Source organism: Periweissella cryptocerci (genome assembly GCF_004358325.1).
Classification (GTDB): Bacteria; Bacillota; Bacilli; order Lactobacillales; family Lactobacillaceae; genus Periweissella; species Periweissella cryptocerci.
Map to the genome: position 1 here is coordinate 1,235,792 of NZ_CP037940.1, position 20,644 is coordinate 1,256,435.

The following is a 20,644-nucleotide window of genomic DNA, read 5'->3' on the forward strand; positions in this document are numbered from 1 at the left end:
GTTCGTGGGCCGCGGTCCGTGAACCTTTTACTATTACATAAGCATTTTGGGTATATTGACCTTAAGTGTGTTATTGCCACTGCGTGCCTGGAAATTGCTTGGCGCACCACGCTGGAAGCTCATTGCTAAGCCAAAAAGCGGTCTTAGCAAACTCGGATAAGCTGGGACTCTACGGGAATAAATTCCCAAAACTCCTCATCTTTTCCTCAGCGACGATATGTGTTTCACACATATCGTCCCAGTCGCGGTGTAAAGACTGCGCCCGCCAAGCAATTTCCAGACACTCCGTTATTTTGAACTATCCTTACACTTATACTTACGAAATGACATCGCAAATTAAAATCCTACCGCTAACTATATTAGGATTGAACAACGTAACGTTTTTAACATTAGAAAACTGGAGAAATTTATGCGTGATGATGCACTAAAAAAATACATCTATATTGCCCTACTTGTTGCTCAAGGTGTGATTATTGGGTTACTGGAACGGATGATTCCCTTCCCATTTGCCTTCGCGCCTGGTGCTAAGCTCGGTTTAGCTAATTTAATTACGATTGTGGCTATTTTCACCCTGGACTTTAAGGACGCATTTACCCTTACTTGGATGCGCTTAATCATCACAATGCTCCTTGGTGGCACGGTTTCTACATTTATGTATAGTTTAGGTGGGGCAATGCTCTCATTTTTTGGTATGATATTAATAAAGCAACTCGGCGAAAAGCGCGTTTCCATTATCGGAATTTCGGCAGCTGGTGGTGTTTTACATAATGTCGGTCAATTAGTCATCGCAAGTTTAATCGCACACTCTTGGAGCGTCTTGCTCTACTTACCAATATTGTCCTGGATTGGACTAGCGGCGGGGATTGCGATTGGGATTGCTGCCAACTACTTATTCCAGCACGTTGATGTCTTGAATAAACTCAAACTAAGCTTCAAAACCGAGCAAATTAAAAAACGTAAATTAAAACATGCACGATAACATTTAAAGGACGTGAACACATGGCGCAAACGCAACTTCACCCAATCTGGGATACTTATCCCGAAGTAAAAACAGAATTATTAGCCGTCGTCGATTTGATGGAAGCCAATATTAATTTAGCTGATTCAGATGTAAAGACCGCTATCATTGATATGATTAAGCATGGCGGTAAAATGCTCCGACCAGCCTACACATTATTGATGTCAGCCTTTCACGAAACCGACCGTAAGAAAATGATTGCCCTCGCGGCAGCCATTGAAACTTTACACACAGCGTCACTAGTACACGACGATATTATTGATGATGCTCCCACTCGACGTCACCAACAATCAATCCAACACCAATTTGGTAAGGATGTGGCAGTTTATGCCGGTGACTACTTATTCGTCGTCGTTTTCCGGATGCTCAGTACTTATCATAACGATTTGAAGTCAGTCCAAGTTGATACTGGTTATCTTGACCGGATTCTTGGTGGCGAACTTCAACAAAAAAGTTCACGCTACAACTACGAAATGACAATTGACACTTATTTGAAGCAAATCAACGGTAAAACCGCTGAACTATTTGGTTTGGCAACTACAGTTGGTGCCATGGAATCCGGTGCCTCTACCGCCTTCACGAGTCTTGCTAAGTCAATTGGCGTTAACATTGGGATGGCCTTCCAAATTATGGACGACATTTTGGACTATGATGAATCTAGTGTTCAAATTGGTAAGCCAACGATGGAAGACCTCCGTCAAGGTGTCTACTCAGCACCGTTGATCTATGCGATGACTGTTAGTCCAACCGAAATTTTACCATTATTGAAGCAAGAAGCCGCCATGACGGATGCCCAAGCGCAACAGGTTGATGAACTCGTTAAAACCGCTGGTGGTGTCATGAGCGCCAAAGCTTTAGCCCAAAAATACACTGATGACGCGCTCCGGGGCATCGCACAATTACCAACGCACCCCGCTAAAGACGTTTTGTTGGAATTAACGACTAAGTTGCTTGACCGCCGCGACTAAAATTATCGTGGGTAGTATTATCCACATCATGAATAGCAATTTTATCAATCAAAGGAGTGACATTTGTTGCTCCTTTTTTGGTGTCTACTACATTTATTTGGACTGTTTCGTCTGACTTGAGATTGAATAAAATTGGTAACTGCGTGCCAGCAAATTACCGGCACTCCGTTAGTTAGGTATAATTCTCCAACTAGCCAAAAAGTTACCACCCACAGGCAGCAATATCATTGAAACAACAACACTAACAATAGAACCACTGTTTCTATCAGTTACCCTACACACACGTTATCTAATAAAATGTGTACAAAACCGTAATCTTGGTCGCCAATAATGGTGTTCTAGCTTGCAAGACGGTAAACTTAAAGTGTATCGTCACAGCTACTATCTTAAAACAACTCAATTTTCTAGTAACGCCCACCCGACTATTTTGGAGGAGAAGATGAAAAAATTAATACTTTGTTTTACGACTTTCATCTTGTTGTTAGTTGGTGAAGGTTTAATTTCAGCTAAATTATTACCAATTTTAAATGCGTATTCGCTTTACTATGGTTTTATCCTTGTCCTTTATGCAATTTTGACCTTTTTTATTGTCAAATATCTCCTCAGAAAATTTTTCAAACACAACATGACATTACGTTTCATTAATTTCAAAATTCTTCGTACGGATTTAGTCTTATTTTTCATCATCGGACTGATTGCTATCATTGTCGCCATTATGGATTTTATGCATCCTAGTAACCCGCAATTCAATTTACTCGTTATCATCAATGCGCTGACGGCTGGAATTTTTGAAGAAGTTATTTTTCGCGGTGGTGTTCTCTACATCTTACTAAAAGCATTCCGTTGGTTAACTAACCCACCGCTATGCGCCGCCCTAGTCAGTTCGCTGATTTTCGGTTGTGCTCACCTAGAAAATTTATTTTTCACGACCCAATCACTAACCGCCACGCTGCAACAAGTTTTCTCAGCCGCCATTCTCGGCTTAGTCTGTGCCATTATCTATCTACGGACTGGCTCGCTAATTTATCCAATGATTTTACATTTTCTCAATGACTTCGTTTCATTCTTGAGTACCAATGATTTAAATAATACCAGTGTTAGTTGGTTCTTGGTAATCATTAGCGTTGGTATCTTACTAGTTCTCTTGATTGGCGTTTACCTCAGTAAAACTAATCACAGTAAAAACACCGTGTTGCTCCTCCAAGATTTTTGAGAAACCACGGTAAAAATGAATCTAGAGTGGTGAATGGTAATCCTATTCAACTAAAAAATCGCATTACTCAACTGAGCAGTGCGATTTTCGCTTATAGATAATCTTTTTTAATAATGTTCAGATGCTCATCGAACTGGTAGTGGATTGGGGCACCGTTATCAACTTCAACACCATCAATATCGGCATCACTAATTTGATCGAGATATTTAATCAATGCGCGTAACGTACTACCATGGGCAACCACTAGTTGATTTTTGCCCAGCATTAATTCTGGCGCAATTTCATCTTGCCAGTATGGTAATAACCGATCATACGCCATTGCTAAACTTTCACCACATGGTTCAATTCCGGCTGGATATTGCCGCGTTGGGGCTACTTTTGGCAGTAGTGGTGGCACACTCGAATAACTACGGCGCCACTCCTGTACCCGGTCGGCGCCATAGCTTTTGCGGGCGTCACTTTTATTCAATCCACGCAGTGCGCCGTAATGCCGTTCATTCAAACGCCATGATTTTTGCATCGGAATCCACAACTGATTGCTAGCTTCTAATACGATGTTGGCGGTATGAATTGCCCGTTTCAAATACGATGTGTGCACCTTTGCGAATTGAAAACCCGATGTTTTAAGCGCTTCACCGGCTTCAATTGCTTGTTGTTCACCAAGATCCGTTAATTCGACATCGCTCCAACCAGTAAATAAATTGTCCCGATTAGCCGTACTTTGACCATGCCGCATAATTACTAAATCGCTCATCAACCCACCTCCAATTTCGCTAGTTTTACCACATTTTTTATGTATTCACAATTACGCACCTCTTTTAAGGTGGAAAGTCTGTATCTCATAATTTTACCGCATTTTTCGGTAAAATAAAAAGGCTAGTTTCGTATTACTAAGCCTTTCTACAATTATTAATTTATGCAAAAATGTGCACTGCTGTGGTACCTAAAATTACTAAAATACCAAATCCCGCAACAAATAAATTTTTACGAGCCTCATTCACGCGTGCCACACTTTTTGTCCGTTGTTCCAGTAATTCATGCATTATTTCATCTCCTCATATTCCGTTAATATACTACATGTATGAAGTTGCCCGAATGGCTCCTCATATTTAAAAATCAAATTTCCGAACGATTTCGCATACTTCACGTATTTGAATAGCCGAACATTTTCGGTTATCGTTCTATTAACCCCAACCATATTTTAGCGACCAAATTAGAACATTATATGAATACGGCGCGAAGATAGTTGTAAGTTCCACTCCCAATTAACCGTCATTATTACTGTGACGGCGGGGTTAAATCACTGGATTTTACTCACTTAGCAAAGGAATTTGCGCTTTTACAAATCTATGGGTTGTTAAAACACGAACATTAGAGTACAATATTTCCAATAGCTTATATATCGTCGTAATAGGTCGACAGTTTCTACCCAGCACCGTAATGCTGGACTATAAGCAGAAAACAGTCGAATTCTAGGCTTTTTCTGCTTTTGATAAGTAGGAGAAGCCTTTTTTGTATACATAAATACAACGGGCTTCTCAAGTTGAACTTTTGTTATTTGCAACTTTCCTATTTAGGAACAATCAAAAATTTGAAAAGAGGTTGAAATTCATGTCTAACTGGGACGAAAAATTCTCTAAGAAGGGTTATACCTTCGATGATGTTGTTCTCTTGCAAGGTGACCACACATTGGCACCAAAGGAAATCGATTTAAGTACGCAAATTGCGGATAATTTGAAGCTTAACATTCCGGTTCTTTCAGCAAGTATGGATACTGTTACAGAAGCCAAGATGGCGACTGCCCTTGCACAACAAGGTGGTCTTGGTGTCGTCCACAAAAACATGAGTATCGACGATCAAGCCGGTGAAGTTGCTAAAGTTAAAGCAACCGCCGTTGATAAAACCGCTACACCCAAAGCAGCAACTGATGCTGAAGGTCGCTTACTAGTTGCCGCCGCTGTCGGCGTAACTTCTGACACATTTGACCGCGCCACGGCCCTCTTCAATGCCGGCGCTGATGCAATCGTCATTGATACCGCACACGGTCACTCAGCTGGTGTCCTCCGTAAAATCGCTGAAATTCGTGGTGATTTCCCAACGCGGACTTTGATTGCTGGTAACGTCGCAACTTTAGCTGGTGCTGATGCTTTGTTCCAAGCTGGTGTTGACGTCGTTAAAGTCGGGATTGGTCCTGGTTCTATTTGCACAACGCGGGTCGTTGCTGGTGTTGGGGTTCCCCAATTTACCGCCATTAACGATGCCGCTGTCATCGCTGAAAAATACGGCAAAGCCATTATCGCTGATGGTGGTATCAAGAACGCCGATGATATTACTAAGGCCATTGCGGCTGGTGGTAATGCGGTCATGGTTGGTTCAATGCTTGCTGGTACTGACGAAGCCCCTGGTGAAGTTTTCACTGGCGAAGATGGCAAACAATATAAAACTTACCGCGGGATGGGTTCAATTGGGGCAATGCAACGTGGCTCATCTGACCGTTACTTCCAAGGTGGTGTCAATGAAGCTAACAAACTTGTTCCTGAAGGTATCGAAGGTCGCACGGCTTACAAGGGTGCTGCCATTGACGTTATCGGTAAAATGATGGACGGTTTGAAGGTTAACATGGGTTACTTGAACACCCCAACAATCAACGCGCTTGTTGATGACGATGCTGCCATTCAAGTTACTAAGACATCATCACCTGAAGAAGACGAAAAGATTTCATTTGATGACGTCCTCTTACAACCAGCTGCTTCAAAAGTCTTGCCTAACAACGTTTCATTAGCAACTAAGTTAGCTGCTAACATTGAACTCCACATGCCAATCGTTTCAACTAGCGCAATTACTGACGCTAACTTGGCATTAGTTTTGGCTCAACAAGGTGCACTTGGTGTAATCACTAGTGACTTGTCTGTTGAAGACCAAGCTAAGGAAGTCGGCATTGTTAAATCAATCGACATCCAAACTGAATCAACACCTAACGCTGCAACTGATAGCGAAGGTCGCCTACTCGTTGCTGCTGCCGTTAAGGCCGATGACGAATTAGACGCCCGCATCAAAGCTTTGTTAGATGCCAACGTCGATGCTGTCGTCCTTGAAACTGCTGATCCAGCGGTTATCAAGACTGTTCGCACAAACTACCCCGACCTCACAATCTTTGCTGGTGACATCGTTGACCCAGCGATTGCTAAGGAAGCTTACACTAATGGTGCTGATGTAATCCTTGTTGGCGCTGTGGCTGGCGAAACAACCCACTTGACCGATGTTTTAGCTGTTGCTAAGGTGGCTGCTGAACTCGGTAAGAAGGTTATCGCCAATGGTGGTGTCAAGTACTCTGGTGACATCGTAAAGGCGCTCTCAGCCGGTGCTAACGCCGTAATGCTTGATTCTATGCTTGCGGGTACTGACGAAGCCGTGCAAGGCGCAGTTGCTGTAACTGGTACCGAAAACATCCTCGAAGGTTACGAAGAACACACGACATTCAACGGTTCAGCCGCTGACGTCCTCTTCCAAATGATGGGTGGTTTACGTTCAGGAATGGGTTACACTGGTGCTGGTACGGTTGATGAATTAATCGAAAAAGCCGCCTTTGTCCAAATCACTAAGGCTGGTTTGATTGAATCACACCCCCACGATGTCCAAATTACTAAATCTGCCCCTAACTATTCAAAATAAAACGACAAGGAGTTTATGATGGCCAACAAAGAATTCGATAAAATCTTGGTCCTTGATTTTGGGAGTCAATACAACCAATTGATTACTCGCCGTATTCGTGAATTCGGTGTCTTCTCAGAATTAAAGTCACACAAATTAACTGCCGCCGAAATTAAAGAAATTAATCCTAAGGGAATCATTTTCTCAGGTGGACCTAACTCGGTCTACGCTGACGATGCTTTCAAAATCGATCCAGAAATCTGGAACTTAGGTTTACCAATTCTCGGTATCTGTTACGGCATGCAATTGATGGCGTATGATTTACCCGGTGGTGAAGTTTTAGGTGCCGAAGATCAAGAATACGGTGTTACTGACATTGATGTTACTAATGCTGAATCACCATTATTTGCGGGAACTCCTTCTAATCAAGTGGTATTAATGAGCCACGGTGACAAAGTTACAACGTTACCTACTGGTTTTGAAGCAGTGGCTGTTTCAGCTAATACACCATTTGCTGCCATCCAAAATTTGGATAAGAAGTTCTTCGGGATTCAATTCCACCCTGAAGTTCGTCACTCTGAATACGGTAACGACCTCTTGAAGAACTTCGTGTTCAACATTGCTGGTGCCGAAGCAAACTGGTCAATGGATGATTTCATCGACCAAGCAATTGCCGATATTCGTGAAAAAGTCGGTGACCGCAAAGTCCTCCTTGGCCTTTCAGGTGGGGTTGACTCATCAGTTGTTGGGGTTCTTCTCCAAAAAGCCATCGGTGACCAATTAACTTCAATCTTCGTTGACCACGGTTTGCTCCGTAAAGGCGAAGCTGACCAAGTAATGGAATCGCTTGGTGAAGGTTTTGGTTTGAACATTATCAAAGTCGACGCCCAAGACCGTTTCCTCGGTAAATTAGCCGGTGTCACTGATCCAGAAACTAAGCGTAAAATCATCGGTAATGAATTCATTGAAGTCTTCAACGATGAAGCCATCAAATTGAAGGACGTTGATTTCTTAGCTCAAGGTACCCTTTATACCGACGTTATCGAATCGGGTACTGATACTGCCCAAACAATCAAATCACACCACAATGTGGGTGGCTTACCAGAAGATATGCACTTTGAATTGATTGAACCTATGAACACTTTATTCAAGGATGAAGTTCGTTCAATCGGTGAAAAGCTCGGTATTCCGCATGCCTTGGTTTGGCGTCAACCATTCCCAGGTCCTGGTCTTGGAATCCGTATCCTCGGTGACATCACCGAAGAAAAACTCGAAATCGTGCGTGAAACTGATGCCATCTTACGCGAAGAAGTTGCCAAGCACGGTCTTGATAAGACTATCTGGCAATACTTCACCGTCTTGACTGGTTTACGTTCCGTTGGTGTCATGGGTGATGGTCGCACATACGACTACACCGTTGCCATCCGCGCCGTAACCTCAATTGATGGTATGACCGCATCATTTGCCCAAGTTCCTTGGGACGTGTTGGAAGAAATCTCAATCCGCATGGTAAATGAAGTCGATCACATCAACCGCATAGTGTACGATATTACATCTAAGCCACCTGCAACTATTGAGTGGGAATAATGACAAAAGCTCCAAGAACCTTATCACTAAAGGGTTCTTGGAGCTTTTTGCTTTGGCTTGGTCCCAATTTGGTCCCAGTTTATGAAATTAATCGCATTTTAGGTGCACTTTCAAGTGAACGCCTAGGTTGCCTCGCTGTATTCGAGTTGCATGTCACTATGTTTCGCCAAGATAAATTTGTCAAACTCAAAAAACTCAAAAATAATATTGCTATAATCATTTTGTTATTATCTAATCTTAAGCAAAAACATTAAAATTCATGGCTAAAAATTGACCACTCCGATATACGACAAACCATAAATTGCAGCAGCCATACTAGCAATTCCACCCACTACAACAATCAATACTGTCAATTTCGGATGATTCATAACAAATGTTCCAATTTTAAGTTGTTTTTCACTGTGTTTAACACTCTTATACAGAATAATGACTTGCGCAAATTCATCTGCAAATGGAATCATATCGGGCGTCGCCATATTAATTAACATAATTGGTGCAATAACATACCATGGCATAAACCACATTACTACTACACTAATTAAGATTACAATAGTCATAATCATATTATTCATTCTCTCTTTCTATAGTTTCTTTCAAATAAATACGCCAATAAAAATACATAACTCACTAATAATCCATCGAACCTTTGGCCATACGTCTCTTCACATCACATGCCCATCACACAAGTTTCGATTCATGACAATGCTTTGCAAAATTAAGCTTCATCCTGTTCTCTCATTTTTTCAACGATTCCATTTATTACAGTTGCCGTTGCATTTGCTGTATCTTTTAATAAAAATTCCATTGTACTTTCGCCAACATGTAAGAAGTACGTCTTCATCAACCTTCCCGTACTAGAAACATATGCCTCTGTTCTATCACTAAACGCTTCATATCTAGCATCTTGATGTGCTTTCTTAAATACGATTTCGTTCGGAGTTAGTAAATACCCTTCTTTCCCATTCCAACTCAATGTAGTATCAACCATGAGCATAACGTCAGATTCATTAACGTATCCATTACCATATGCTTCCATAGCAGCAACCAGCTTTGTTCTGTCAATACTTTCAAAGCTCCTGCATTTATCACCAGCCGAAAACATCTGACTCTCAATTAGTTCTTCGTAATACCTACGTAGTTCTTGATTCTTTGCATCCGTCAAAGCCCGTTGTTCTTCAACATATTTTGCGTGGTTTTCAGCTAGCTCCTCTAATTTTCTTCGTTCTCTACCAATCATCGAAGAATCGTGTGCTTTAAGGACTGTGGAAATTAAATCCATGAACATCCGTATACCATCTCCAACAATATTTGTATTCAAATACATTCTAATATCTTTTGCAGCTGAGTCTGGCTTGGCATATATATCATTATCCGCAATAAAATCAATATCATTATATGCAATAAAATCGTGTTCTTCATGCTCCTCTCCGTCAATAAAGAACGGCGTGATAACATGTATCCCTGTATCCACACAGAATATAATTCCTAATGCTTTATAATTATCATTTTTATATTCGTCAAGTACTTTTTCCGCGTCAAATTCATCCTCATCGACATATTCATATTCACTGTTATCAAATTTTTGGAAAAATTCGGCTTGCTTCTGCAAAACTTCACCATTTACATGCCAGAACTCTTCAATTGTAATACCACCAGCCATCAATGCGACACCATGTGTTACGTCATCATCAAGATAATTTGTCAAATACGTATCGTTAATTTCTTCCTCAATTATCAAAAAGTATCCGTTACCGAATTCATCAGTATATTCCCAATCATCCTCGGGAAGTCCATCAAGGATTTCTTCAATCACACTATACTTATTAGCATTCTCAAGTTGATTTCGTAATTCTTCTTTTTCGGTTTCTAGTTGGTCTTCACGAGCAAGTTTTTCTTTCAAACCATACTTTTCAATTAGTCCTTCTGAACCAGTTGCGTGTACGATGCTCAATAAATTATCTAAAATTTCTTGGCGTACTCGGCGACTTACACTGAAACAATCAAAAACTTTTTCCTCATCTGCATCAATCTCAATGTCTTCGTTATATAGATACATATACTCGACCGCAGTTTGAAGAATCGTTTTTTGTACCGCTATTGTTTCAATATTTTCTACTTGTTCTAAATGTATTCCTGCCTGTGGCTCTTGTATGCCTAAATAATGTTGTAAATTTCTTAAATATGCTTCTTGTAAGGGGCTTATTTCTTTATATTCATTTGCCAATGAATATAAATACCCAATCAAAAATTGTTTCTGACTTACATTTAGTTCCTGTACATCATATTGTGAATTGAGCGCGTAAATACGTTCACGCTGTTCTTCAGCTTCTTTTTCTAACATTTGTTTCTCAATGTCTGAGACCTGGGTTTCCTGGCTCGTAATTCGATCTTCATGATCACTCAATCCATCAAATACATTTGAAAAGTCATCCTTTAGCCCTGACATATTCCCACTAAGAGACTCGATAACTTCCCCATTTTGTTCAGAAAGTTTGCTAAGCTTTGTACCAAATGGCTTTGCTCCTTGTTTCATGCCTTCTTCATACTTCTTCTTACGACCAAACATAGCCGATACCTCATTTCTTTTTAATCTAATACAACGTCATCCCCAATAACTTGCTTACTCCATTCACTAGATAAGAACTCTTCAAATATTTTTTCTCGGTACAATTCATTTTTAAATACAGTTGCAATAGTCACTAATATTCCACCAATATCCAATTTATCAATATCCTTTGTTAATGCGACATAAATCACATTACTTGACGATGCAATAATGTTTGAATATGAAATTATCTTATTAGTTCTAACTTTGTACAACTCAATCGAGCCGTCTTTTTTTTCGTCGTACATCATACGATGAAGCATAGCAATCATCGTATTTATTGCCATTGCATACGCTGCCTGTTTGCTGACGTCCAGAATGTTTGACGCATCCAGTCCCACATTTGCCAACGTTTTTTGCCCTTCTTGGGCTTTTGATTGAATTCCACCAATATCAAGCCCGTATTTTGCTATTTCTTCAGCGAATTTTTCTGAATTTACAACTGTATTTAACATTGGCACCGGTAACGAATGTTTTGTATGAACGTCAGACTTAAGGTGTTTCCATTCCTGGTGCAAAGCTTCTACAAGAATTGCAAATTCTTCAACACGTTTACTTTTATCCTTTTCTTTAAACGGATGAATAAATGCATAATACAAAACCTTATCAGTATCAGCGTGTTTTGAAATATAATCATGTCCACCTAACGCGTTACCATAAGTACCGTGGGTAACATGATATGATTTCAAATCCACCGACGTCACGGTCCTTGTCGCGATATTTGCGGTACCAAAAACCCATCCCAATACCGGATCATGACCAACAGTAGAAAATCGATGCCCCATACCACTGGTTGATAAAGGACTTTTACCTGATGCCCCCTTAAAGTTGCCGCTGCCAAAATTCACATCGAATGTTACCGGCATTTCATGTACTTCAGCCCAGCTAGGATGATAAAGTTTACCGCCTCGATCATCACCATAGTCATGATTTCCAGCAGCCGTTTTATCATCCGGACGATTATTTCTATCAAAATGTCCAGTTGTTAATGCGTATTGTCGTATAACTTGAAGAATTGTAGCAGTTACTAAAAACACATAATCTGCTTTTTTCATCTTGGTTTGCTTTCTAAACTCTTCATCAAAGTTATCGATAATCGAATCCACATTTAAAGCAACATCCGCAACTCTATTTAATTCATCATTGATTTTTGTTAAATTACCAATATCTCTATCAATCCCATCAAATCGCTCCTGATTTGATCTTTTCATATCGTCAAATTTATTTGCCATAATTTTTCCAATCTACAAATGCGTCTTATATCAGAGAAAAAATCGCGTCAGCTGAAAATATCTTCATGGCTTACACCTTTACAATATTTATATAAAAACAATTTTCATCAATTGACTTCGCTTTTCACTCTTCCACAATAGCTATCACTGCTAGTCCGACAACACTCATTGCGGTTTTATCACTTTCGTATGTGTGTATATGTCAGCTTGGTATGGACCATTAAATTGATACAATTCACCACCTTGAAAATCGAAAATTGGCTGCTTGCGATGTTTAAAATAGTAATAGTAATTGGGCTTAAATTCCATCAAATCCTTTTGTTTCGTACCAAAAATATACGGATTCTTATATACCCAACTATCTTTAGTATGCCGTTTCACATCCAACGTTCCATCACACTTACCGCTTAGTTTCATAACAACTTTTTTAGTTTTCTTACCATTTTCGTATTGAATATAATGGACTATTTTTTTCATTGATAAGTTCCTCCGAATTTTGCTTAGTCGTTCACATCATCACTGTTCGAGTACTATTATTCAAATCTGACATCACACGTAATATCCGCTTACTGAATTTTCATCGTCCGTACATGCTTTGAGCCTTTATAATAAATTTTATTATTTTTCGGATTGCCAAGTAATTGCTCAACTGTTACAAAGGCGTACCCGCGTTCAGCTAATGTGTCGTAGGCGGCCAACGCGGCTGGAATTGAAGTTGCATGAATATCATGCATTAGGACAATATCGCCACTACGTGTTTGATTTACCACCCGTTTGTAAACGATGTCGGTGTTGCGATCACGCCAATCGTTAGTATCAACTTGCCAAAGCATGATTGGTTTGCCACATTTTTTTACGTTACCGCCTAAACCGCCACCAGGTGGCCGCATCATTAATGAATTTTTACCAATTGCTTTTCGCAGCTTAGCATCTGTTTTAGCTAAATCGCCCCGAATATCCGTCGAATTCATGCGATGATTCCAAGTGTGGTTATCAATTTCGTAACCATTCCGGGCCATTCGTTTTAGGAGCTTAGTTTTGCCAGGAATATTTTCCCCAACCACAAAAAATGTTGCGACTTCGTTTCGCTTTTCGAGCCCTTTCACTAATTTAGGGGTCGTTTCCCACGGGCCATCATCAAAGGTCATCGCTACCCATTTCTTGGCAACCTGTGCCTCAACCTGAGCTGTCTTGCCATCAACGGTATATGCAATCGTCGTCTTGCCGAAATTTTGGGCAGTCACTTGACCGTTCGTTTCGGCCGTCACAACATCAGGATTACTCGACGTTACCTTCAAATCTGAAAGATCAGCGTTTTTTGGTGTTACGTTTAAATTTAATTGCAGTTGCTTACCTTTCGCGCCGAATAAAAGTTTTTTGGCATCAAGTTTGATAGTTGCCACTTTCCAGTGTGCATAATAATTGGCGTGCTTCTGATTTTTTACAATTTGCTGAGTAGTAACTTTTTTCCCGCCAACTTCTTGTGTGTACCAACCCTTCAATTCATAATTTGCCCGCGAAATCTTGGGGAATTTTCCTAGTTGCTGGCCTCTGTTAACTTTCTTTTCCGTAAAGCTCAATTTTCCTTCATTGCCAAAAAATTTAACTTTAATTTTCGAGTTAACACCCACACGTTTGACTGCACTCGTGTTTCCTTCAACCGATTCCGCTGCTTCTACATAAGTTCGCACACTTGCCACTAAGCTAAAAATTCCCAACAGAATTATTAGCATGGTTTTAATTTTTTTGAACATTCTTTTGTACCTCCTTTGCTTTCATTTAATGGAACCCCAAGCCGTTCCTTATTTTTATTACAAATTAAGCATAGCAAAACGCTTTTTTTCTATGTTATGAAGGCGACGTGTGGATTGCACTAAACCGATTCACGTAGCACACAGCACACCGCTCTATCCCAGTGATACCAACGAGTTAGCTCGTTATGATTCATTCATTGATATCCCATCAAATTCGCGGTCACAAAGGTTTCGATTCTTGCACATATTTGCAAAGCTTTTTGGTCACATTTTAGCCACATCCATTATCCACAATGCACATTTAACGCGATTCATCAAATATGTGGACCCACCAAAAACGTGCAATTTACATCCAACATTTCACGCTAGTTAGGTAGTAATGTTGCATCATTTTCATTCCATATAAAAAAAGGCCACGTAGAATTTACTAATCTACGTAGCCTATTTCACGTTAACTTTCCCAAACTTCATTCACACCGCCAGAACTGTATCCGCGGCCATCAGTTAATACTTTTGTACCGTTGTATGACGTGTAACCATAATACGTTTGCGTACCGCCACCTTTATTCCAGGTAACAGTAATTGCAACGTCAGCCGTAATTGATTTCGTTGGATAGTACTCATCCCCGTAGTCAATTGCTGACACATCATACGACAATTGGGATGTCCCATTGGCGCTGATTGTCGCATTCCCAGTGTATGGCGCCCGATCATTATTTGTTTGGGTCACATTACCTTGAGTATCAATATTTAGGGTTGCTTGTGGCCGACTATTACCACCGTTAATAAAATAGTATGTTCCCGTAAATTCTGGAAATTGGCTAAAACCGGTCTGACTACTTGTAGTGTTACTCGTTGTCCCTGTATTCGTAGCGTTCTTTTTACTAGCCGCTTTGGCTTTACGCTTGGCAGCTTTGGCTTTTTTTGTAGCAGCAACGCCATCAGTATTTTGCTGCCGAACTTCGTCACTCGCATCTTTGACCGCTGCCAATTCAGGTTTTGCCAATTCAGTCACTGACATCGCATTTAGCGTCTTGTTAGATTCTTCAAATTTATTATCCGCTGTTAAGTTACGTGCCGCTTGTAAGATTCCTTCATATTCTGAAACTTTCTTTGATGTTGCATCGGTCGTCGCGTCCTTGCTTTGTGATGTTGCGACACTACCGCTATCACCACCCAGCACTGCTTTGGCACCACACCCAGTTAACATAATCGTCGAAATTAAAATAATTGCCAATGTTGCAAATTTTCTTGTGTGTTCTTTTTTCATGACAACTGCCTTCTTTCTATCAGATTTTTCTTTATCTCAAAACGTTTAATTAGCATTAATGTATTAGCACTTGTTGCAAATCTAGTAACTAATTACCCAAAATAGCTTGATACTCTTGTTGGGCCGCATCATCCCCTGAAACAATGAATGTTCCATCGGGACTATACTCGCCAACTTGACCATTGTTCTCCATTTCACCAAATCCATCACTGGCAAAAGCACCAGCTTGGCTAATCCACTCATAAACTTTACCATCATCTGCTAAAACGTACTTGTGGACTGGTCGGTCTTGATCAACATCCATGTACCCATCTACTGTTGTATATTCATCCATTGGATAATCATACCCAGTTGTGCCATCATTGGCATAGAAGAAAACAACTCCATGGAGTGCATGTAAATCGAACCCACCATAACCAGGGTTCCCAAGGTCTTGCTCTTGCATCCGTCCGTTAACTGTATCGGCATACCAATCGCCCTGACCGGCTGCACCGTGATTGAAGTACAGTTCTGAAAGCGCCATGCCGCCCTTAGCAGCTTGCGTGGCTGCCCAATCAGTAAACATGGCTTTTTGTGAGTCCGTTAACCGCGTAATTTTGGTTGCTTGCGTAGCGACTGCCTGTTTAGCGGTTGCTTGCTTACTAACTTTGGCCTTGGCGGCTTTCTTTTTAGCTTTTGCTTTTGCTTTTACGGCAGCTTTAATGCCCGCATCATTTTGCGTTCTTAACTCGTCGACTGCAGTCTTAATCGCCTTGAACTCATCCTGCGCCAATTCAGTCACCGATAATGTATTTAACTTTTCATTCGATTCCGTAAATTTATTCTTGTCAGTTAAATTCCGAGCATCTTGTAACGTTTTTTCCGCATTAGCAATTTTCGTGGCTGTTTCGGCCTTTACTGAGCTACTTTTTACTTGCTTAGTTGAACTATTATTGTGATTATCACTAGCCAACTGTGCACTACACCCGGTTGTTGCACCTACTGAAATAACTACTAGGCTCATTGCTACTAATTTATTTATTTTTTTCATGATTTCTACCGCCTTTCTATCAAATATCAATTCACAAACATCATCGATTTTGACACAGCTTCTCGTTGATAGTTATTGTTTTTCATGCATGTGTGCAATTTCCTTTAACCCCGCATTCATCAATGTGAACACAGTAATCCAGGCAACAACAATTAACGCAATCAAGCCAATGTATGCGTCCATTCCAATCCATGAGCCGGCAATTTTATCCCACACTGTGTGCAGACCAACCGCGATTAAGAAGAACACGAGGAAATTTTTATTCGTTAACTGATTCATTTTAAATTCTGCGGCGCGTTTAGCAATAATTAGTGCGCCACCCGCAATCGCCGCCCAAACCATGTGCGTACCAAGCGTTGTCCAAGCACGGGCAAACGTAATCCCCAGCACATCACTACCATCAGTTCCTAGTCCAAGGAAGGCTAAACTCGTAGCTTGCGAAGTCCACGCAGTCATGATGTAGCCGGCAGTTTCAAATGCGGCAAATCCAGCTCCAACCGCTGCCCCAATCAAAATCCCATTTAAAATATGAGTAACAACATATTTTCTGACAAAATACACGATGATAATTAATTTGCCGACTTCTTCAACCGCTCCAACTAAAAGTGCTCCGCTCCAAGTCGAAATATCACCATCTCCGATAATAATTGTTAACAGCAACGTAATAAAAATCGCCATTACGCCACCAATGAAGAACACCTTGAGCGTTTCAAAAATACTAAAGTTTTTGAAGGCATTTGATTCAAAGAAGAAGATTAAGCCCGTTACTGGTACGGCGAAAGCACCAATCAGGATTAACCCCGCACTCACAGTTGGAATTTGCCATTCGGTTGATGCAAAGAATAATGCAATAAAGGCGACTAAGCTACCCATAAAGAACCGTGAGAATAACCATGGGCGACTCCAATTTTCAGAAATATTCGCCAAATCCGGCGTTGTTTTTGAAGTACCTGCGATAAAGACTTCATCAGCTTCCGCATTCGTATGTTTCTTCCCAACTTCTGAGAATAAATCCTTCAAATTAATGTTAATTGCGCCTGATTCACCCGTGAATTCATTCAATTTTGAGGTTGCCGAGTTAACAACTGATTTAGCCGCATTACCGTAAGCATTTTGATTTGGCATTGGTTGTCCATATTGGGGTTGACCTTGGTTCGGCATTCCTTGAGCATATTGCGGTTGACCTTGATTTGGCTGACCTTGCGTATATTGCGGTTGACCTTGGTTTGGCATCCCTTGGTTATATTGTGGTTGGCCTTGGTTCGGCATTCCTTGAGTATATTGCGATTGACCTTGATTGGGCTGACCCTGCGCATATTGCGGTTGGCCTTGGTTCGGCATCCCTTGACTATATTGGGGTTGGCCTTGATTTGGCATCCCTTGGTCATATTGCGGTTGGCCTTGGTTCGGCATTCCTTGTCCATATTGCGGTTGACCTTGATTGGGCTGACCCTGCGCATATTGCGGTTGGCCTTGGTTCGGCATTCCTTGGTCATATTGCGGTTGACCTTGATTTGACGCTACTTGGTCATATTGGGGTTGACCTTGATTGGGTGCTGCTTGATTATTTTGAATTGTTTCCCCTTGATTGGTTGATACTGCTTGAAATTGACTGCCCCCACATTTAGGACAGAATTTCGCATCATCTGTTACTTGCGTGCCACAATTTATACATATTTTCATCTTTCTTTACCTCGTTTTTTTTGCCTCGATTATCGAGGCACTTCTTAAAATTTATGATTACCTATGACAAGTCTATGCTCATCGTCTGAATTTCATTGTCACTATCAAAGTACTTAATCGTCAAAGTACTACCTGGTCCTGAATGGCTAAACGCGTTTTCAATATCTTGATTTGACGATACAAAATACTTACCAACTTTAAAAATAATGTCCCCACTCACCGGTCCTGAATCATACGTATTACCAGTCACGTAAAATCCCATTTCCTTGTCCTCATTCATGTCACCCAAAGAAGCGCCCGAGAAGCCACTCGAATAGCGATAATTACCTGCTGGGATTTTTTCACTGTAGGTTACGTTGTTAATTTTTGAACGTGGTGTCGTTAACTTAACTTTGATTTTGGTGCCATCTTTCAACGTGCACGTAATCGTGTCACCAACAATGTGTCGCGTTAAGAACTGTTTCATCGCCGCGGTATCGGCAATTTCTTCACCGTCCATTTCAGTAATAATCATTTCTGGTTCCAATTCTGATTGTGACGCCGTATATCCCGGGAAAATTTCATAAATCATAATTCCACTGTCATATGGCATGTCACCGGTCACCATTCCAAACCATGGTGACTTGTTATCCGGATCAGCCTGAACTTTAGCTAGTTTCTTGGCGCGAACTTTAGCGGCTTTATCTGCAGCTGCTTGTTGCTGTGCTTGGCTTGAACTTGCCACTTCGTCGGCTGAACTGGCGCTATCATCTAAATCTTCCACCGAACCAGCATCTGTGTCAGTTGAATCCGCTTCACTACTAGTTTTCTTGGCAACTTTCTCGGTTTGCGATGCCACAGGTTGCTGACTTACATAATATGCGCCACCACCGACTCCACCTAGAGCGACCACGGCACCGGCAATATACATCGCACGACGAGCATTCGCATGCTCATGCCCGAGCTTTTTTTCATGTAATTCGGCGCTGGTCTGCAAGAATGGCGCTACATCTGGTGATTGTTCACCAATTGGTCGCGTAGGTATCGATTCTGGCTGCGACGCTTCTGATGTTCCTTGTACCGTGGCGACTTGTTCTGGCATTGGACTTGCTGGCTGATTAGACTCCATCAACGACTGCCCACACGCTTCACAAAAAATGTTATCGCTAGCATTAAGCGCCTGACAATGCGGACACGTTACTAAATTTTTAGTAGGTGTCGTTGCAGTTTTTATTGACCCTGATTCTGGCGTGGCCTCGTTCAAATTATCACTTGCAACACTCCATTTAGCGCCACATTCACTACAGAAAATTGCATCACTTTCATTTTTAGTGCCACATTTTTCACAAAATTTCATCTTTCTTTACCCCGTAATTTCAGCACATTCGGCGACCCGGTGAGTTCTCGCTGGACACATTTCACCTGCGTCAATCTTCCGCAAAGTAATAGTTTGCGAGTTGTTTACCTAACTCACCAAATGCATTAATTTGTTGTTGCGTTTTATCTGGATACGCGTAGTATTCTTGATCCAGGAGCTGGTGACTCGCTGGTTGATTTGGATCATAATATTGCGACAACCCCACTACTGCAAAAACTTGCGAACCACGTTGAATAATTGCTAAATCGTTTTCAACCCCTTTGTACGTAGATTCACCAGATTTGTTATAACAAATCACGTCGGCCGGCAATTTACTTGGCAGTTTTGTCCGATTAGTGGTTCGCAACATCAAGCTAAGTAGCCAGTCTCGTTGGGCAGTTGTCACATTGGGTATTTTTTGCTGATATAGTTTAACCAACACATCGCAGGCGTCATCGGCTGATATCCGGTTTGATTTACCATTATTCCAGTTACTCAAATCCATCAATTTACGCTGAATCTGGGTGTTCCGATAACCCCAGGTGTTCAAATATTTATCCAGCACCGTGAACCCATCCGTTCCATTTGTAATACCAAGTTCATCAATTAGAATATTTGTGGCGGTGTTATCGCTTTCGGTGAGCATCAACTCAATTAACTGGCGAATTGTAAAACGTGTACCTGGTTTTTCATCCATGAGAATCCCACTGCCACCAACTTGTTCTGCTTGTTGCAAGCTGTGTTGTTTATCCAAATTCATAGCTTTCGTATTCGCAGCATCCATACATGCCAAAGCAATAAAAATTTTAATTGTCGATGCTGCAATTTGATTTTGTTGCTTGCCAGCTAAGTTATTGAGCGATACTCGTTTTCCGCTGGGAACAATTGATTGTGTACTAACACTCCAGTAGCCTGGTAATTTCGTAAAAGTACTATTTTTAAGTTCCCGCGTTAATGTTTTCGTTTGCTTAGGTTCAGCAGTTGTCGCTACACTCGCCTTGTTTTTTCCGGCTTTACCCTTCACTAACGTTTGCTTAATTGGCTCTTTCGTTTGCTTTTTTATCGCCGTTGTTTCTGCTTGTGCTTGCGGTTTTGTTGCAGCGTCCTTCTTTGCTTGACTACAACCAGCGACAATCAAAACCACCAATAAGAACACCAACAACAAAATTCGTTTAATTGGCAATGATGTCTGCATAATTTACTCACCACTTTTCATTCTTAGTCTAAAAAACGATGCTAGAGATGTGCGTCAATCAGCAAATCATCTAACATCATTTAATTTCCATAATTTTCAAGT

Annotated in this window: 19 protein-coding genes, 1 pseudogene and 1 riboswitch; of the genes and pseudogenes, 7 read left to right on the top strand and 13 right to left on the bottom strand. The window is 41.0% G+C overall.

Annotated elements, in window-relative coordinates; all coding sequences use genetic code 11:
• The first annotated feature begins 409 nt into the window (after positions 1 to 409).
• The 3 genes from EQG49_RS05625 to EQG49_RS05635 all read left to right on the top strand — a co-directional run bounded on the left by EQG49_RS05625 (position 410) and on the right by EQG49_RS05635 (position 3,199).
• The gene (locus tag EQG49_RS05625; RefSeq protein ID WP_133363054.1) at positions 410 to 979 is read left to right on the top strand and encodes a Gx transporter family protein; all 570 of its coding nucleotides are present in this window, start codon (positions 410 to 412) and stop codon (positions 977 to 979) included.
• 20 nt (positions 980 to 999) lie between these two features.
• Entirely contained in the window at positions 1,000 to 1,986 is a 987-nt protein-coding gene (locus EQG49_RS05630) for a polyprenyl synthetase family protein (protein ID WP_133363055.1), read from the top strand.
• Between the two features lie 439 nt (positions 1,987 to 2,425).
• Positions 2,426 to 3,199, top strand: a complete 774-nt coding sequence (locus tag EQG49_RS05635) for a CPBP family intramembrane glutamic endopeptidase (RefSeq protein ID WP_133363056.1) — start codon at positions 2,426 to 2,428, stop codon at positions 3,197 to 3,199.
• Positions 3,200 to 3,290: 91 nt separating this feature from the next.
• On the opposite strand, the gene EQG49_RS05640 is transcribed toward EQG49_RS05635, so the two are convergent.
• Positions 3,291 to 3,956 carry a 2,3-bisphosphoglycerate-dependent phosphoglycerate mutase gene (locus EQG49_RS05640; protein WP_133363057.1) on the bottom strand — a complete coding sequence of 222 codons (666 nt, stop codon included), beginning with the start codon at positions 3,954 to 3,956 and terminating at the stop codon, positions 3,291 to 3,293.
• A 157-nt stretch (positions 3,957 to 4,113) separates the two neighbouring features.
• Positions 4,114 to 4,242, bottom strand: coding sequence for a hypothetical protein (locus EQG49_RS14050; RefSeq protein ID WP_279232825.1), 129 nt, complete (start codon positions 4,240 to 4,242; stop codon positions 4,114 to 4,116).
• 332 nt (positions 4,243 to 4,574) lie between these two features.
• A riboswitch (purine riboswitch) is annotated at positions 4,575 to 4,670 on the top strand.
• A gap of 140 nt (positions 4,671 to 4,810) precedes the next feature.
• Between EQG49_RS14050 and EQG49_RS14165 the strand changes: the two genes are divergently transcribed.
• The 3 genes from EQG49_RS14165 to EQG49_RS05655 are packed head-to-tail and all read left to right on the top strand — an operon-like array spanning position 4,811 to position 8,691.
• Positions 4,811 to 6,871 (top strand): IMP dehydrogenase, encoded by a 2,061-nt coding sequence (locus EQG49_RS14165; RefSeq protein WP_423245974.1) that lies wholly within the window; start codon positions 4,811 to 4,813, stop codon positions 6,869 to 6,871.
• A gap of 18 nt (positions 6,872 to 6,889) precedes the next feature.
• Positions 6,890 to 8,437, top strand: a complete 1,548-nt coding sequence (gene guaA / locus EQG49_RS05650; RefSeq protein WP_133363058.1) for a glutamine-hydrolyzing GMP synthase — start codon at positions 6,890 to 6,892, stop codon at positions 8,435 to 8,437.
• A complete protein-coding gene (locus EQG49_RS05655) occupies positions 8,437 to 8,691 on the top strand; it encodes a hypothetical protein (RefSeq protein ID WP_133363059.1) in 255 nt (84 codons plus the stop codon). The genes guaA and EQG49_RS05655 overlap by 1 nt, the downstream gene beginning before the upstream one ends.
• Positions 8,692 to 8,700: 9 nt before the next feature.
• On the opposite strand, the gene EQG49_RS05660 is transcribed toward EQG49_RS05655, so the two are convergent.
• The 8 genes from EQG49_RS05660 to EQG49_RS05695 all read right to left on the bottom strand — a co-directional run bounded on the left by EQG49_RS05660 (position 8,701) and on the right by EQG49_RS05695 (position 17,453).
• Positions 8,701 to 8,994 carry a hypothetical protein gene (locus EQG49_RS05660; RefSeq protein WP_165964797.1) on the bottom strand — a complete coding sequence of 98 codons (294 nt, stop codon included), beginning with the start codon at positions 8,992 to 8,994 and terminating at the stop codon, positions 8,701 to 8,703.
• A gap of 158 nt (positions 8,995 to 9,152) precedes the next feature.
• The gene (locus EQG49_RS05665) at positions 9,153 to 11,003 is read right to left on the bottom strand and encodes a hypothetical protein (RefSeq protein ID WP_133363061.1); all 1,851 of its coding nucleotides are present in this window, start codon (positions 11,001 to 11,003) and stop codon (positions 9,153 to 9,155) included.
• 20 nt (positions 11,004 to 11,023) lie between these two features.
• On the bottom strand, positions 11,024 to 12,274 hold the full coding sequence (locus tag EQG49_RS05670) for a hypothetical protein (protein WP_133363062.1): 1,251 nt from the start codon (positions 12,272 to 12,274) through the stop codon (positions 11,024 to 11,026).
• Between the two features lie 165 nt (positions 12,275 to 12,439).
• Positions 12,440 to 12,751: a hypothetical protein gene (locus tag EQG49_RS05675; RefSeq protein WP_133363063.1), complete on the bottom strand. Its 312-nt coding sequence runs from the start codon at positions 12,749 to 12,751 to the stop codon at positions 12,440 to 12,442.
• Positions 12,752 to 12,840: 89 nt separating this feature from the next.
• The gene (locus tag EQG49_RS05680) at positions 12,841 to 14,028 is read right to left on the bottom strand and encodes a polysaccharide deacetylase family protein (protein WP_133363064.1); all 1,188 of its coding nucleotides are present in this window, start codon (positions 14,026 to 14,028) and stop codon (positions 12,841 to 12,843) included.
• A 451-nt stretch (positions 14,029 to 14,479) separates the two neighbouring features.
• Positions 14,480 to 15,298: a hypothetical protein gene (locus tag EQG49_RS05685; RefSeq protein WP_133363065.1), complete on the bottom strand. Its 819-nt coding sequence runs from the start codon at positions 15,296 to 15,298 to the stop codon at positions 14,480 to 14,482.
• Between the two features lie 88 nt (positions 15,299 to 15,386).
• Positions 15,387 to 16,328, bottom strand: coding sequence for a hypothetical protein (locus tag EQG49_RS05690; RefSeq protein WP_133363066.1), 942 nt, complete (start codon positions 16,326 to 16,328; stop codon positions 15,387 to 15,389).
• 72 nt (positions 16,329 to 16,400) lie between these two features.
• Positions 16,401 to 17,453, bottom strand: coding sequence for a PrsW family glutamic-type intramembrane protease (locus tag EQG49_RS05695; RefSeq protein ID WP_188109946.1), 1,053 nt, complete (start codon positions 17,451 to 17,453; stop codon positions 16,401 to 16,403).
• Between EQG49_RS05695 and EQG49_RS13850 the strand changes: the two genes are divergently transcribed.
• Positions 17,447 to 17,956, top strand: a complete 510-nt coding sequence (locus EQG49_RS13850) for a hypothetical protein (RefSeq protein WP_188109947.1) — start codon at positions 17,447 to 17,449, stop codon at positions 17,954 to 17,956. The two genes, EQG49_RS05695 and EQG49_RS13850, sit on opposite strands and share 7 nt — an antisense overlap.
• Before the next feature lie 116 nt (positions 17,957 to 18,072).
• Here EQG49_RS13850 and EQG49_RS05700 read toward each other — a convergent pair whose 3' ends face one another.
• The 3 genes and pseudogenes from EQG49_RS05700 to EQG49_RS05705 all read right to left on the bottom strand — a co-directional run bounded on the left by EQG49_RS05700 (position 18,073) and on the right by EQG49_RS05705 (position 20,542).
• Entirely contained in the window at positions 18,073 to 19,092 is a 1,020-nt protein-coding gene (locus EQG49_RS05700) for a Do family serine endopeptidase (RefSeq protein WP_243115756.1), read from the bottom strand.
• 189 nt (positions 19,093 to 19,281) lie between these two features.
• Positions 19,282 to 19,347, bottom strand: a pseudogene (locus tag EQG49_RS14170) (zinc-ribbon domain-containing protein); the annotation flags it as partial.
• Between the two features lie 70 nt (positions 19,348 to 19,417).
• Positions 19,418 to 20,542, bottom strand: a complete 1,125-nt coding sequence (locus EQG49_RS05705; protein ID WP_133363069.1) for a serine hydrolase — start codon at positions 20,540 to 20,542, stop codon at positions 19,418 to 19,420.
• Positions 20,543 to 20,644: the final 102 nt, after the last annotated feature.

Coding starts and splice junctions, on each gene's coding strand:
- EQG49_RS05625 (WP_133363054.1), top strand. CDS start 410: ATGCGTGATGATGCACTAAAAAAATACATCTATATTGCCCTACTTGTT.
- EQG49_RS05630 (WP_133363055.1), top strand. CDS start 1,000: ATGGCGCAAACGCAACTTCACCCAATCTGGGATACTTATCCCGAAGTA.
- EQG49_RS05635 (WP_133363056.1), top strand. CDS start 2,426: ATGAAAAAATTAATACTTTGTTTTACGACTTTCATCTTGTTGTTAGTT.
- EQG49_RS14050 (WP_279232825.1), bottom strand. CDS start 4,242: ATGCATGAATTACTGGAACAACGGACAAAAAGTGTGGCACGCGTGAAT.
- EQG49_RS14165 (WP_423245974.1), top strand. CDS start 4,811: ATGTCTAACTGGGACGAAAAATTCTCTAAGAAGGGTTATACCTTCGAT.
- guaA (WP_133363058.1), top strand. CDS start 6,890: ATGGCCAACAAAGAATTCGATAAAATCTTGGTCCTTGATTTTGGGAGT.
- EQG49_RS05655 (WP_133363059.1), top strand. CDS start 8,437: ATGACAAAAGCTCCAAGAACCTTATCACTAAAGGGTTCTTGGAGCTTT.
- EQG49_RS05660 (WP_165964797.1), bottom strand. CDS start 8,994: ATGACTATTGTAATCTTAATTAGTGTAGTAGTAATGTGGTTTATGCCA.
- EQG49_RS05665 (WP_133363061.1), bottom strand. CDS start 11,003: ATGTTTGGTCGTAAGAAGAAGTATGAAGAAGGCATGAAACAAGGAGCA.
- EQG49_RS05670 (WP_133363062.1), bottom strand. CDS start 12,274: ATGGCAAATAAATTTGACGATATGAAAAGATCAAATCAGGAGCGATTT.
- EQG49_RS05675 (WP_133363063.1), bottom strand. CDS start 12,751: ATGAAAAAAATAGTCCATTATATTCAATACGAAAATGGTAAGAAAACT.
- EQG49_RS05680 (WP_133363064.1), bottom strand. CDS start 14,028: ATGTTCAAAAAAATTAAAACCATGCTAATAATTCTGTTGGGAATTTTT.
- EQG49_RS05685 (WP_133363065.1), bottom strand. CDS start 15,298: ATGAAAAAAGAACACACAAGAAAATTTGCAACATTGGCAATTATTTTA.
- EQG49_RS05690 (WP_133363066.1), bottom strand. CDS start 16,328: ATGAAAAAAATAAATAAATTAGTAGCAATGAGCCTAGTAGTTATTTCA.
- EQG49_RS05695 (WP_188109946.1), bottom strand. CDS start 17,453: ATGCCAAATCAAAATGCTTACGGTAATGCGGCTAAATCAGTTGTTAAC.
- EQG49_RS05700 (WP_243115756.1), bottom strand. CDS start 19,092: ATGCCAGAACAAGTCGCCACGGTACAAGGAACATCAGAAGCGTCGCAG.
- EQG49_RS05705 (WP_133363069.1), bottom strand. CDS start 20,542: ATGCAGACATCATTGCCAATTAAACGAATTTTGTTGTTGGTGTTCTTA.